Raw genomic sequence first — 12,963 nt, 5'->3', positions numbered from 1 at the left:
GAGAGCCCCGCTTGGACACCGACAGCCGTCAACGTGTGCGTCCCGCCGCAGCCAATCTCAGCATCTGGACGTTCGCGGTATTGGTTGCCTGCCTGATCTTCTACCAGCTGTGGGTGTACTACTCGGTACGTGCGCCCCACGTGGCGGAGGCCCTGGCAGGCGGCATGGTGGCCGCCGCGGCCACGGCCCTGGGCACGCTGCCCGTGCTCTTTTCCCAGTCCATGTCCGAGAAGACCCAGGACATCATGCTGGGCTTCGGCGCGGGGGTGATGCTGGCAGCCAGCGCGTTTTCGCTGGTCGTCCCCGGCATCGACGCCGCCGCCGGGCTCGGCTACGGCCCATGGGGCTCGGCGGGGCTGATCGCCGTGGCCATCCTGCTCGGCGGCGCGGCCTTGCTCGCGGCCGACCGGCTGCTGCCCCACGAGCACTTCATCAAGGGCAAGGAAGGCGCGGAATCGGCCAAGCTGCGGCGCGCCTGGCTCTTCGTGTTCGCCATCGCCCTGCACAACCTGCCCGAGGGGCTGGCGATAGGCGTGGGCTTCGTGGGCAACGACGTGGTGCGAGGCACGGCCCTGGCAACCGGCATTGCCATCCAGGACGTGCCCGAAGGCCTGGTGGTTGCCGTGGCGCTGCTGGCCGCAGGCTACGGCCGCGGGCTCGCCGTCCTGCTGGGCGTGCTCTCCGGATTCATCGAACCGGTGGGCGCGCTGCTGGGGGCGGCCGTGGCAGGGTGGTCGGCCACGATGCTGCCGTGGGGGCTGGGCTTCGCCGCCGGCGCCATGCTGTTCGTGATCAGCCACGAGATCATCCCCGAGTCGCACCGCAAGGGCCATGAGGCGCATGCCACCACCGGCCTGATGGTGGGCTTCGTGCTGATGATGATGCTCGACACCGCCCTGGGCTGACGGCCGCCCGGGCAGCCGCGGGCGTGCGCGCGGCGGGGGCAATTCCGGGTTTTGCGGCGTCCGGCTTTCGTTGTATGCTTCGTCCGCTGTCACGCAGGTTGCGGGAGAGAGCCGCCGCGGCATATCCATTGCCGCGCATGGCCGCCGAAGGCGCAATTCGCCCGGAATCGCTCAGGTAACCCATACCGCCTCCTGCCTCGGCCGCCGCCTTGCTCCGGCATGGCTGCCACCGAAACAGCACTCTGGAGAGACCTGGCGTTTCGCTGCCCCCGGGCGGCGTCCCGGCCCAGGCGCCGAAGGTGCACACCCGCCGCGCGGGGCAACTCTCAGGCAAAAGGACAGAGGGGCGGAGATTCCGGCCGGTTTCCGGGCGCATCCCGCTTCCGATCCGGCCTCCGTAACCTCAGGGCGGCTTGCGGTCGCCCGTGCCGGAGCCCTGCATGTCCACATCCTTGCAACGCACTCCGCTGGCCGAGTCGCATCTCGCCGCCGGCGCCCGCATGGTCGATTTCGGCGGCTGGGAAATGCCGCTGTCGTATGGCTCCCAGATCGAGGAGCATCACGCCGTGCGGCGCGACGCCGGCATGTTCGATGTCTCGCACATGCTCAATGCCGACGTGGCGGGTCCCGGCGCGCGCGATTTCCTGCTGCGCCTGGTGGCCAACGACGTGTCCCGGCTCACCACCCCGGGCAAGGCGCTCTACACCTGCATGCTCAATCCGCAGGGCGGGGTGATCGACGATCTCATCGTGTACTTCTTCGCGCCCGACCGCTGGCGCGTGGTGGTCAATGCCGCCACGGCCGAAAAAGACATGGCGTGGATGCGGCGCGTGGCTGCCGCCGGCGGTTTCGATGTCGTCGTCACGCCGCGCCGCGACCTGGCCATGGTGGCCGTGCAGGGGCCCCAGGCCCGTGCCAAAGTGTGGGCGGCCCGTCCGGCCTGGCAGGCAGGATCCGAGCCCCTGGGCCCGTTCTCGGCGGCCGAGGTGGCCCCCGACACGCTGGTGGCGCGCACCGGCTATACCGGCGAAGACGGTTTCGAGATCGTGGTGCCCGCCGCCGACGCGCCGGCCCTGTGGGCAGACCTCGCGGCCCAGGGCGTGCGCCCTTGCGGCCTGGGCGCACGCGATACGCTGCGCCTGGAGGCCGGCATGAACCTCTACGGCCAGGACATGGACGAGCTTACCCAGCCCGACCAGGCCGGCCTGGCCTGGACGGTGTCGCTCAAGCAGCCTGAGCGCCGCTTCATCGGGCGCGAGGCGCTGGAGCAGTTTTCCACGCCGGCTGCCTTCCTGGGCCTGAAGCTGCTCGAGCGCGGCGTCATGCGCGCCCACATGGCCGTGCGCACCGCGCATGGCAACGGCGAAGTCACCAGCGGCACGATGTCGCCCACCCTGGGGGTGTCGGTGGGCTTCGCCCGCATGCCGGCCGGCGTGCGGCCCGGCGATACCGTGCACGTGGAAATCCGTGGCAAATGGGTCCCGGCCCAGGTCTGCAAGCTGCCCTTCGTGCGTCACGGCAAGGCCGTCGAACACTCGTAAACTCGAAGCTTCCACGCCCCGGGGAGGGCGTGGAGGCGCGCAATCCCATCCCGAATCGCATCTGCTCCAGGAGCTCAGCATGAGTCTGCCCACCGATCGCAAGTACACCGCTACCCATGAATGGGTCAAAGCCGAAGGCGACGTGTTCGTCGTCGGCATCACCGACAACGCCCAGGATCAGCTGGGCGACCTGGTTTTCGTGGGCGACGTCAACGTCGGCGCCAAGCTCAAGGCCGGCGAGACGGCCGGCGTGGTCGAGTCGGTGAAGGCGGCGTCCGACATCTACGCGCCCGTGAGCGGCGAGATCGTCGCCTTCAACGATGAACTCGACGCCAGCCCCAACCTGATCAACGAGTCGGCCTATACGGCATGGATCTTCAAGATCAAGCCCGACAACGCGGCCGACGCCGACGGCCTGCTGGACGCCGCCGGCTACGAAGCCGCCAACGGCTGAGGCCGGCTCCGGCCGGAGAACGCCAGGCGCCCCGGCGCCTGGCTGCTTCGCCCCTGTCGCACGGTCAGTTCCGTTGCGCCATCGCCACCGAGATCATTCATGTCGCGCGCCCTAGACACCCACACCGATTTCATTCCCCGCCACATCGGCCCTTCCGACGACGACCAGGCCCGCATGCTTGCCGTCGTGGGCAGCCCCAGCCTCGACGCCCTCATCGCCGAGGTCGTGCCGCCCCGCATCCGCGTGTCCGAGCCGCTGGACCTGCCCGCAGCCCGCTCCGAGCCGGACGTGCTCGACGAACTCAAGCGCATCGCCGGGCGCAACCGCATCTATCGCAGCTACATCGGGCAAGGCTATTACGGCACGCACACGCCCAACGTGGTGTTGCGCAACATCCTCGAGAACCCCGCCTGGTACACCGCCTACACGCCGTACCAGCCGGAGATCTCGCAGGGGCGCCTCGAAGCGCTGCTGAACTACCAGACCATGGTGGCCGACCTCACCGGCCTGGACATCGCCAACGCCTCGCTGCTGGACGAAAGCACGGCCGCAGCCGAGGCCATGACGCTCGCGCGGCGCGGCGCCAAGGCCGACAGCAACGTGTTCTTCGTCTCGCAGCATTGCCATCCGCAGACCATCGAGGTGGTGCGCACCCGCGCCGAAGGCCTGGGCATTGACATCGTGGTGGGCGATGAATCGGAAGGCCTGCCGGCGTGCTTCGGCGTGCTGCTGCAGTACCCGCACAGCCTGGGCGCGGTCTCCGACTACCGGGCGCTGGCCGAGGCGGTCCATGGCCAGGGCGCCGTCGTGGCGTGCGCCACCGACCTGCTGGCGCTGGCCCTGCTGTCCCCGCCGGGCAGCTGGGGCGCCGACATCGCCATCGGCTCGGCGCAGCGCTTCGGCGTCCCGTTCGGCTTCGGCGGCCCGCACGCGGGCTTCATGGCCTGCAAGGACGCCTTCAAGCGCAACATGCCCGGCCGGCTGGTCGGCGTGTCCCGCGACGCGCAAGGCAATCCGGCGCTGCGCCTGGCGCTGCAGACCCGCGAGCAGCACATCCGCCGCGAGAAGGCCACGTCCAACATCTGCACGGCGCAGGTGCTGCTGGCGGTGATGGCCGGCATGTATGCGGTATGGCATGGCCCGGCGGGCATCGTGCGCATCGCCGAGCGGGTGCAGCGCTGCACCGCCATGCTGCGCGCGGGGCTCCAGGAGCTGGGCATCAAGGTGGTGAACGACACGTTCTTCGACACGCTGCTGCTGGAAACCGGCGCGGCCACGCCCGCCATCGTGGCCGCGGCCGAGTGCGCGCGCATCAACCTGCGGCGCGTGGACGGCGCGCGGCTGGCCGTCTCGCTCGATGAAACCGTGACCGCGGCCGACCTGCAGGCGCTGGCCAATGTGTTCGCGGCCGGCCTGGGCCGGGACGCCGTGGCCCTCGACGACGCGGCCCCCGGCGGCATTCCGCAGGCGCTGCGCCGGCAGGAGCCGGTGCTGGCCCACCCGGTATTCTCCAGCGTGCGTTCCGAGACCGACATGCTGCGCTATCTGCGCAAGCTGGCCGACAAGGACCTGGCCCTGGACCGCAGCATGATCCCGCTGGGCTCGTGCACCATGAAGCTCAATGCCACGGCCGAGATGATCCCCATCACCTGGCCGGAGTTCGCCAACCTGCATCCCTATGCCCCGCCTCAGCAGAGCGAGGGCTACCGCGAGCTCATCGAGCGCCTGTCGGCTGCGCTGTGCGAGATCACCGGCTACGACCACATCAGCCTGCAGCCCAACTCGGGCGCGCAAGGCGAGTACGCCGGCCTGCTGGCCATCCGCGGCTATCACCAGGCCAACGGCCAGCACCAGCGCAACGTCTGCCTGATCCCCGCCTCGGCGCACGGCACCAACCCCGCATCGGCCCAGCTGGCCGGCATGAGCGTGGTGGTGGTGGCCTCCGATGCCAACGGCAACGTCGACGTGTCCGACCTGCGCGCCAAGGTGGCCCAGGTGGGCGACGCGCTGGCCGCCCTGATGATCACCTATCCGTCCACGCATGGCGTCTTCGAGGAAGCGATCACCGAGATCTGCGACATCGTGCACGAGGCTGGCGGCCAGGTGTACCTGGACGGCGCCAACATGAACGCCATGGTGGGCGTGGCCAAGCCGGGCAAGTTCGGCTCCGACGTGTCGCACCTGAACCTGCACAAGACCTTCTGCATCCCGCACGGCGGCGGCGGGCCCGGCGTGGGCCCGGTGGCGGTGCGCGCGCACCTGGCGCCCTACCTGCCGGGCGTGCTCGACGCCCGCGGCAGGCTGCCCGTGGAGGCCAAGGTCGGCCCGGTGTCGGGCGCGCCGTACGGCTCGGCAGGCATCCTGCCCATTCCGTATGTGTACATCGCGCTGATGGGCGCCGAGGGCCTGCGCCGCGCCACCGAAGTTGCGATCCTCAACGCCAACTACGTGGCCAGGCGCCTGGCCGGGCATTATCCCGTGCTCTACGCCGGCCGCAATGGCCGCGTGGCGCATGAGTGCATCCTCGACGTGCGCCCGTTGAAGGAAACCAGCGGCGTCTCGGCCGAGGACATCGCCAAGCGCCTGATGGACTACGGCTTCCATGCCCCCACCATGAGCTTCCCGGTGGCGGGCACGCTGATGGTCGAGCCCACCGAGTCGGAGGGGCTGGCCGAGCTCGACCGCTTCATCGACGCGATGATCGCCATCCGCGAGGAGATCGCCCAGATCGAGCGCGGCGAGCGCGACCGCGACGACAACGTGCTGAAGAACGCACCGCACACGGCCCAGATGCTGCTGGCCGAGGCGTGGCACCACGACTACCCGCGCCAGCAGGCCGCCTATCCGCTGGCAAGCCTGCGCGAGGCCAAGTACTGGCCGCCCGTGGCGCGCGTGGACAACGCCTACGGCGACCGCAACCTCATGTGCGCCTGCCTGCCGGTGGAGGCCTACGCTTCCTGACGCCGCCGGTGGGGCGCGCCGCTCAGGCGTGCGCCGCCGGGGAGGTTGCCTGCCGCTTCACTGCACTTCGTCGCCGAATTCCCGGACGCTGTCGAGGAAGGTGCGGATGTGGTTGCGCAGGCTTTCCTGGCCTATGCCGCCGTACGCGTTCACGTCCATCTCCAGCGCCACGCGCCCATCCTCGTCGAGGTAGGCGCGGGTCCAGCGGTTGGCCCGGTTCCAGGCATTGATCATGTCCAGGCCGACCTCGGGCGTGGCGGCGAAGCTGGCGTTCAGCATGATGCTGTCGCAGGCGTCTGCCTCGCAATCGTAGAAGTCCACCTCGATCGTTTCGGCGCCGCTGTCGCCCGGCTCGATGCGCAGCACCGGGTCGCCGTGCTCGTCCCGCTCGATGCGGGCCGCGTAGCCGGCCTCGGCCACCAATGCCTGCACGTCCGGACCGCCGAGCTGCTGCATCATTGCGGCGCCGCCGCTGCCCGCTTCCGTGCCGGCTTGCTGGTCCAGCAAGGCCTGGGGCGGGGCATCGGGAAGGCTGCCGAACAATTGTTCCACGGGAATGTCGCGGTCGTTGAGCTGTGCCTTGCCGCCTGCATAGCGCAGCACCGACACGATGTTGTCGCCTTCGTTGCGGCCCATCTGCAGCATGTCGGCCAGGCCTGCCACCATGTCCACCTGGGCCCGGGCCTCCTGGGCCGCTTCGTCGGGCGTCGCGCCGCCTGCGGCGAGGTAGCGCGCGACCATGTCCTGCATCATGGGCTTGGACAGCGAGGCGCGGGCCTCCAGCGCCTTCACCGACTGCTGCACCAGCTCGCGCACGGAGCCGGAGGCCGCCTCGCCGGGCTGCGTCAGCGCCACCGAGAACGTCACGCGGCTCTCGCCCTTGGGCGTCTGCCAGCTCAAGGGATCCAGCGCAATGCTGGGGCCGGCCGCCAGTAGCGCGCGCGTGTCGGCCAGCAGTTCGTCGACGAGGGCCTGCCTCTCGGCGTCGGATGCCCGGCCGGCATCCCCGGCCCAGGCCAGATCCACGAGGCGGCGATAGCTGTCCATCACCCGCTTGGTGGCGGCGCCGTCGAAATCGGCCATCTTCATCACCGCTTGGCCGCTGCCGAAGTCCTGCCCGCCGACCGTGAGCTTGCCGATGCGATAGCCGGCCTGCGCGTTGAGGGTGGTGTCGTCCTCGCCGATGCTGAGGTCATAGGCCAGCTGATCCAGGCTGGCCTGCAGGCCGGAGCCGGGTTCACCCAGCGTCAGGCGCCGGACCGACATGCGGGTGTCGCCCAGTGTGAGCCCGTGCTTGCCCATGCGCGTGTCGATCTCCACGGCCAGGCCCTCGAGCGCAACCGAAGTCGGCCCCTCTTGCGCGTCGACCAGGTGCAGCTGCAGCGACCCCGCCGCGATGTTGCCTTTCACCGCTTCGGTGGCGCGCGTGTATCGGGCCTGGACCGTGGCGCCGCTGAAGCTCAGTTTCCCCTGGCCTGCTTCCTCGAGCTCCAGGGGCGCGAAGCGCGCCGTGCCGGTGCTGTCGCCGTTGTAGGACAGCGCCGTGTCGCCCGCCAGCGGGGATTGCCCGCCCGCGGCGGCGAACAGGGGCTCCATGCCCTGGGTGCGGACCAGCTCCGAATGCACGAAGCCCAGTTTGGGAAGCAGCTGGCCGCGGACGACGGCGCTGCGGGGGAACGGACCGTGCTCGACCGTGGCGTCCACCTCCACGAGGCCGGGGGGCAGCAGGGGGCCGTCCTCGGCATCGGCGGGCCCGGGGATGACGATGCCGTAGCGCGCGCGGCTCGAGAAGAAGCCGCGTTCGTAGCTCAGCTGCTCGACCCTGGCGCCGTAGCCCGGCAGCGCCTCGGCCAGCTTGTCGTTGCTTTGCTGGAGGAGGGCCGGAAGCTCGGCCTCCATGCGCTTGCCGGTGTACCAGGTGGCGCCCAGCCAGCCTGCCACGCCCACGATGGTCACCCCGGCGGTGACCGCTACAGCTTTCTTCATGGTCTTGAATGCCCTTACGCATGCACCCGTGGGCGCGTGCAGCGAGTATAACGGCGGCCCATGGCGAACCGGCCGCATCCCTTGCAGGACGCAGCCGGCTGCGGATGGCAGGGCGGGGGCGTTACTTGGCCACGGGCATGGTGAACTCGGCGCCCTTGGCGATGCTGTCGGGCCAGCGCTGCATCACGCTCTTGTAGCGGGTGTAGAAGCGCACGCCTTCCTCGCCGTAGGCATGGTGGTCGCCGAACAGCGAACGCTTCCAGCCGCCGAAGGAGTGCCATGCCATCGGCACGGGAATGGGCACGTTGATGCCCACCATGCCGACCTTGATCTGGCGCGCGAAGGCGCGCGCGATGCCGCCGTCGGACGTGAAGCAGGACACGCCGTTGCCGAATTCATGGGCGTTGATCAGCTCCACCGCGGCGGCGAAGTCCGGGACGCGCACCACGCACAGCACCGGGCCGAAGATCTCCTCCCGGTAGATGTTCATCTCGGGCGTCACGTGGTCGAAGAGCGTGCCGCCCAGGAAGAACCCTTGCTCGTGGCCCGGCACCGTGAGGTTGCGGCCATCGACCACCAGCGTGGCGCCGGCGGCCGCGCCGTCCTCGATGTAGCCCATGACCTTGGCGCGGTGCTGCGCGGTCACGAGCGGGCCCATCTCCGCGTCGGGTTCCATGCCGTTCTTGACGGTCAGCGACTTCACGCGCGGTATCAGGCGCTCGACCACCTCGTCGGCCACGTCGCCCACCGCCACGGCCACCGAGATCGCCATGCAGCGCTCGCCGGCCGAACCGTAGGCCGCGCCGATCAGCGCGTCGGTGACCTGGTCGAGGTCGGCGTCGGGCATCACCACCAGGTGATTCTTGGCGCCGCCCAGGGCTTGAACGCGCTTGCCGCGCCGCGTGCCCTCGGCATAGATGTATTCGGCGATGGGCGTGGATCCCACGAACGACAGGGCCTCGACGTCGGGGTGGGAGATCAGCGCGTCCACCGCCTGCTTGTCGCCGTGCACCACGTTGAACACGCCATCCGGCAGGCCGGCCTGCTTGAACAGTTCGGCCAGGCGCACGGAGGCGGAGGGGTCGCGCTCGGAGGGCTTGAGCACGAAGGTGTTGCCGCAGGCGATCGCCACCGGGAACATCCAGCACGGGACCATCATGGGGAAGTTGAACGGCGTGATGCCGGCCACCACGCCGAGCGCCTGGCGCATGCTCCAGTTGTCGATGCCGCCGCCGATCTGGTCGGTGTACTGGCCCTTCATGAGCTGCGGGATGCCGCAGGCGAATTCCACGACCTCGATGCCTCGCGTCACTTCGCCCTTGGCATCGGAGAAGACCTTGCCGTGCTCGCGCGTGATCAGTTCGGCGAGTTCGTCCTGGTGCTGGTCCAGCAGCGTCTTGAAGTTGAACAGGATGCGGGCGCGCTTCAGCGCAGGCGTCTCGGACCACGCGGGAAACGCGGCGCGGGCCGCGGCCACTGCCGCGTCGACGTCGGCGGGCGAGGCCAGCGGGATCGTGCTGATGACCTCGCCGGTGGCCGGATTGAAGCCCTGGGTGCTGCGGCCGTCGCGGCCTTCCTGGGCCACGCCGTTGATGAAATGGGGAATCTGCTTCATGGCTTTCCTGTCGGGAGATGCAGAGTGCCGGACACCGGAGTGCCCGGCACCGGCGGGATACGGATTCGTGCCTGGCGGAGCGCGGTTCAGGCGACGCTGCGCAGGACTTCGCCGATGCGATGGAATATTTCCTCGATCTGGGCGGGCTCGATGATGAGCGGGGGCGACACGGCAAGGATGTCGCCGGTGTAGCGCACCATCAGGCCCTGGTCGAAGCACTTCTGGAACACTTCGCCGGCGCGCGCGCCCGGGGCGCCTTCGCGCGGGGCCAGCTCGATGCCGGCCACGAGGCCCAGGTTGCGCACGTCGATCACGTGGGGCGCGCCCTGCAGGGAGTGCGCCGCGGCCTCGAAGGCCGGCGACAGCTCCCGTGCCCGGGCGAACAGCTGGTCGCGGCGGTAGATCCCGAGGGTGGCCAGGATCGCCGCGGCCGCCAGCGGGTGGGCCGAATAGGTGTAGCCGTGGAAGAACTCAATGCCGCCCTGCGCGCCGTTGACGATGGCGTCGTGCACTTCGCGGCGCACCGCGACCGCGCCGGCCGGAACCGCGGCATTGCTCACGCCCTTGGCCATGGTGATGAGATCGGGCGTGACGCCGAAGAATTCGCTGGCGGTGGCGGCGCCCAGGCGGCCGTAGGCCGTGATCACCTCGTCGAATATCAGCAGGATGCCGTGCCTGGCGGTGATCTCGCGCAGGCGCTCGAGATAGCCTTGCGGCGGGATCAGCACGCCGGTGGAGCCGGCCATGGGCTCGACGATGACCGCGGCGATCGTGGAGGCGTCGTGCAGGGCGATCAGGCGCTCGAGGTCGTCGGCCAGGTGCGCGCCCCAGGCGGGCTGCCCCTTGGAATAGGCGTTCTGCTCGAGGTTGTGCGTGTGCGGCAGGTGGTCGACGGCGGGGAGCAGGGCGCCGGAGAAGGTCTTGCGGTTGGACACGATGCCGCCCACCGAGATGCCGCCGAAGCCCACGCCGTGGTAGCCGCGCTCGCGGCCGATCAGGCGGGTGCGCTGGCCTTCGCCGCGCGCGCGGTGATAGGCCAGGGCGATCTTCAGCGCGGTATCCACCGACTCGGAGCCCGAGTTGGTGAAGAACACGCGGTCCAGGCCGGCGGGCATCAGGCCGGCCACGGCGCTGGCTGCCTCGAATGCCAGCGGATGGCCCAGCTGGAACCCGGGGGCGTAGTCCATTTCGGCGGCCTGGCGGGCGATGGCCTGGGCGATCTCCTCGCGGCAATGGCCGGCGTTCACGCACCACAGGCCGGCAGTGCCGTCGAGGATCTGGCGGCCGTCGGTGGAGGTGTAGTACATGCCCTTGGCGCCGGCCAGCATGCGCGGCTGGGCCTTGAATTGCCGGTTGGCGGTGAAGGGCATCCAGAGATGGGACAGGTCGGGCAGGCCGGCGGGGGCGTTCATGGGGGGCTCCACGGGGGAAGTAGATGGCCGCGCATTGCGGCGGCCGGATCACGGGTATGCATGGATTCTGAGCCGGCCCCTGCGGAATGAAAATATACAATCTACGTAAATGCCCCAGACTGTATAGGCATTTGTGATTTAACCGTACAGGATACCCATGATCGATTTCCAGCCGGTGCGCGCACGCGGCCAGGCGCCCTCGCTGGTCGAGCAGGTGGTCCAGGCCTACACGCAGGCCATCGCCGGGCAGCGGCTGCTGCCCGGCATGGCGGTGCCGTCGGTGCGGCAGTTCGCGCGCCAGCACGGGGTCAGCACGTTCACCGTGGCCAGCGCCTACGCCCGGCTGGTGTCACAGGGATGGCTGGCCGCCCGTCCCGGCGCGGGATACCGGGTGGCGGCGCCCGCCCAGGCATCGGCGCCCGCGGCGGCGCCGGGCAGCTGGGCGCCGCCGCGGCTCAATGCCGCCTGGCTGCTGTCCGACATCTACGCCGATCACTCCATCCCGATCAAGGCCGGCTGCGGCTGGCTGCCCGGAGACTGGCTCAACGAGGAAGGCCTGCATCTGGCGCTGCGCCAGCTCAGCCGCGTGCCGGCGCTGCGCATCACGGGCTATGGCCACCCCTACGGCTACGCCCCCCTGCGCGAGGCCATCGCGGCCGGCCTCGGCGCGCAGGGCATGCAGGTGGAGGCCGACCAAGTGCTGCTCACCCAGGGCGTCACGCGGGGGCTGGACATGGTGATCCGCACCTTGCTGCGGCCGGGCGACACGGTCCTGGTGGAGGCGCCCTGCTATGCCAACCTGCTGCAGCTGCTGCGCCTGGCGGGCATGCGCATCGTGGCGGTGCCGCGCACCGAAGCGGGACTGGACTGCGAGGCGCTGGAGCGCGCCGCGCAGCGGCACCAGCCGCGCGCATTGTTCGTCAACCCGGTGCTGCAGAATCCCAGCGGCGCCACGCTCGGCATGGCCAACGCCTTCAGGCTGCTGCAGCTGGCGGAGCGCCACGACTTCTGGATCATGGAAGACGACATCTCGCGCGAGCTGCTGGGCGGCATGGCGCCCATGCTCGCGGCGCTGGACGGCGCGCACCGCGTGATCTACCTGGGCGGCTATTCCAAGGTGATCAGTCCTTCGGTGCGCGTGGGTTATGTGGCGGCCCATCGCGACCTGGTGCGCGACATCGCCCGCACCAAGATGGCGGTGGGGCTCACGTCGCCGGAGATCATGGAGCGCGTGGTGCACCACGTGATCCGCGAGGGGCGCTACCGCGCCCACATCACGCGTACCCGCGAACGCCTGGCACAGGCCCATGCGGCCGTGCTGCAGCACATGCAGGCCAGCGGCTTCGAGCCCGCCACGCGGCCGCACGCGGGGCTGTTCCTGTGGGCCCGTCCGGCTGGCGGCGCCGGCCCGGGTGCCAATGCGCTGGCCGAGCGGGCGCTGGCGCATGGGATCTGGCTTGCGCCGGGGTCCTATTTCGATCCGGGAGAAGAGGACGTGCCCTGGCTGCGCTTCAACGTGGCCTATTCCGACCATCCCCAGCTGTGGCGCTTCCTGCGCGAGGCGCGCGCGGCGCAATCCTAGCGCCGGCCCGCCGCGGGCGGTTCAGGTTCGCTCGTAGATGACGAAATCGTAGGCATGGCCGTTTTCTGCCGGCTGCGGCTGGCGGGCAGTCTCGCGCCATTGTCCAGGCGGCAGCTCGGGGAAGAAGGCGTCGCCCTCCACGTCGGCATGGACCTCGGTGGCGAGTATGCGATCCGCGCGCGGCAGCGCGAGGGCATAGATCTGGGCGCCGCCGATCACGAAGATCTCGCCGGCGTCGGGAGGGCAGACGGCCAGCGCCGCGTCCAGCGTCGGCGCCACCGCGGCACCGTCGGCACGATAGCCGCTGCTGCGCGTGATGACGATGTTGCTGCGCCCGGGCAGCGGCCGGCCCAGCGATTCCCAGGTCTTGCGGCCCATGATGATGGGGTGGCCCAGCGTGCTGCGCTTGAAATGGGCCAGGTCGCCCGGCAGCTTCCAGGGCAGCGCGTTGTCGCGCCCGATGGCGCGGTTCCCGGCGTAGGCGACGATCAGGGTGAGCGTGGGCAT

Annotated in this window: 9 protein-coding genes and 2 riboswitches; of the genes, 5 read left to right on the top strand and 4 right to left on the bottom strand. The window is 70.0% G+C overall.

What is annotated here, in order from left to right; all coding sequences use genetic code 11:
- Positions 1–11 precede the first annotated feature (11 nt).
- From ACYBYQ_RS17565 to gcvP, 4 genes are all read left to right on the top strand, one after another.
- Positions 12–905 carry a ZIP family metal transporter gene (locus ACYBYQ_RS17565; RefSeq protein ID WP_459615733.1) on the top strand — a complete coding sequence of 298 codons (894 nt, stop codon included), beginning with the start codon at positions 12–14 and terminating at the stop codon, positions 903–905.
- Positions 906–996: 91 nt separating this feature from the next.
- Positions 997–1,103: riboswitch (glycine riboswitch) on the top strand.
- Between the two features lie 34 nt (positions 1,104–1,137).
- Positions 1,138–1,257: riboswitch (glycine riboswitch) on the top strand.
- Between the two features lie 88 nt (positions 1,258–1,345).
- Complete coding sequence (gene gcvT, locus ACYBYQ_RS17560; RefSeq protein ID WP_459615732.1) at positions 1,346–2,446, top strand: glycine cleavage system aminomethyltransferase GcvT; 1,101 nt, start codon at positions 1,346–1,348, stop codon at positions 2,444–2,446.
- A 79-nt stretch (positions 2,447–2,525) separates the two neighbouring features.
- Positions 2,526–2,900, top strand: a complete 375-nt coding sequence (gene gcvH, locus ACYBYQ_RS17555; protein ID WP_459615731.1) for a glycine cleavage system protein GcvH — start codon at positions 2,526–2,528, stop codon at positions 2,898–2,900.
- Between the two features lie 99 nt (positions 2,901–2,999).
- Entirely contained in the window at positions 3,000–5,861 is a 2,862-nt protein-coding gene (gene gcvP, locus ACYBYQ_RS17550) for an aminomethyl-transferring glycine dehydrogenase (protein WP_459615730.1), read from the top strand.
- Positions 5,862–5,918: 57 nt separating this feature from the next.
- On the opposite strand, the gene ACYBYQ_RS17545 is transcribed toward gcvP, so the two are convergent.
- The 3 genes from ACYBYQ_RS17545 to aptA form a co-directional block, all read right to left on the bottom strand.
- Entirely contained in the window at positions 5,919–7,847 is a 1,929-nt protein-coding gene (locus ACYBYQ_RS17545; RefSeq protein ID WP_459615729.1) for a DUF945 family protein, read from the bottom strand.
- Positions 7,848–7,968: 121 nt separating this feature from the next.
- Positions 7,969–9,462, bottom strand: a complete 1,494-nt coding sequence (locus ACYBYQ_RS17540) for a CoA-acylating methylmalonate-semialdehyde dehydrogenase (RefSeq protein WP_459615728.1) — start codon at positions 9,460–9,462, stop codon at positions 7,969–7,971.
- Positions 9,463–9,548: 86 nt separating this feature from the next.
- Complete coding sequence (aptA, locus tag ACYBYQ_RS17535) at positions 9,549–10,874, bottom strand: omega-aminotransferase AptA (protein ID WP_459615727.1); 1,326 nt, start codon at positions 10,872–10,874, stop codon at positions 9,549–9,551.
- 157 nt (positions 10,875–11,031) lie between these two features.
- Between aptA and ACYBYQ_RS17530 the strand changes: the two genes are divergently transcribed.
- The gene (locus ACYBYQ_RS17530) at positions 11,032–12,456 is read left to right on the top strand and encodes an aminotransferase-like domain-containing protein (RefSeq protein ID WP_459615726.1); all 1,425 of its coding nucleotides are present in this window, start codon (positions 11,032–11,034) and stop codon (positions 12,454–12,456) included.
- A 21-nt stretch (positions 12,457–12,477) separates the two neighbouring features.
- Here ACYBYQ_RS17530 and ACYBYQ_RS17525 read toward each other — a convergent pair whose 3' ends face one another.
- Positions 12,478–12,963, bottom strand: a complete 486-nt coding sequence (locus ACYBYQ_RS17525; protein ID WP_459615725.1) for a dihydrofolate reductase — start codon at positions 12,961–12,963, stop codon at positions 12,478–12,480.

The organism is Bordetella sp. 2513F2 (assembly GCF_054642735.1).
The sequence above is the reverse complement of the archived record's forward strand: the minus strand, read 5'-3'. Positions and strand labels throughout refer to the sequence as shown.

Coding starts and splice junctions, on each gene's coding strand:
- gcvT (WP_459615732.1), top strand. CDS start 1,346: ATGTCCACATCCTTGCAACGCACTCCGCTGGCCGAGTCGCATCTCGCC.
- gcvH (WP_459615731.1), top strand. CDS start 2,526: ATGAGTCTGCCCACCGATCGCAAGTACACCGCTACCCATGAATGGGTC.
- gcvP (WP_459615730.1), top strand. CDS start 3,000: ATGTCGCGCGCCCTAGACACCCACACCGATTTCATTCCCCGCCACATC.
- ACYBYQ_RS17545 (WP_459615729.1), bottom strand. CDS start 7,847: ATGAAGAAAGCTGTAGCGGTCACCGCCGGGGTGACCATCGTGGGCGTG.
- ACYBYQ_RS17540 (WP_459615728.1), bottom strand. CDS start 9,462: ATGAAGCAGATTCCCCATTTCATCAACGGCGTGGCCCAGGAAGGCCGC.
- aptA (WP_459615727.1), bottom strand. CDS start 10,874: ATGAACGCCCCCGCCGGCCTGCCCGACCTGTCCCATCTCTGGATGCCC.
- ACYBYQ_RS17530 (WP_459615726.1), top strand. CDS start 11,032: ATGATCGATTTCCAGCCGGTGCGCGCACGCGGCCAGGCGCCCTCGCTG.
- ACYBYQ_RS17525 (WP_459615725.1), bottom strand. CDS start 12,963: ATGCCCACGCTCACCCTGATCGTCGCCTACGCCGGGAACCGCGCCATC.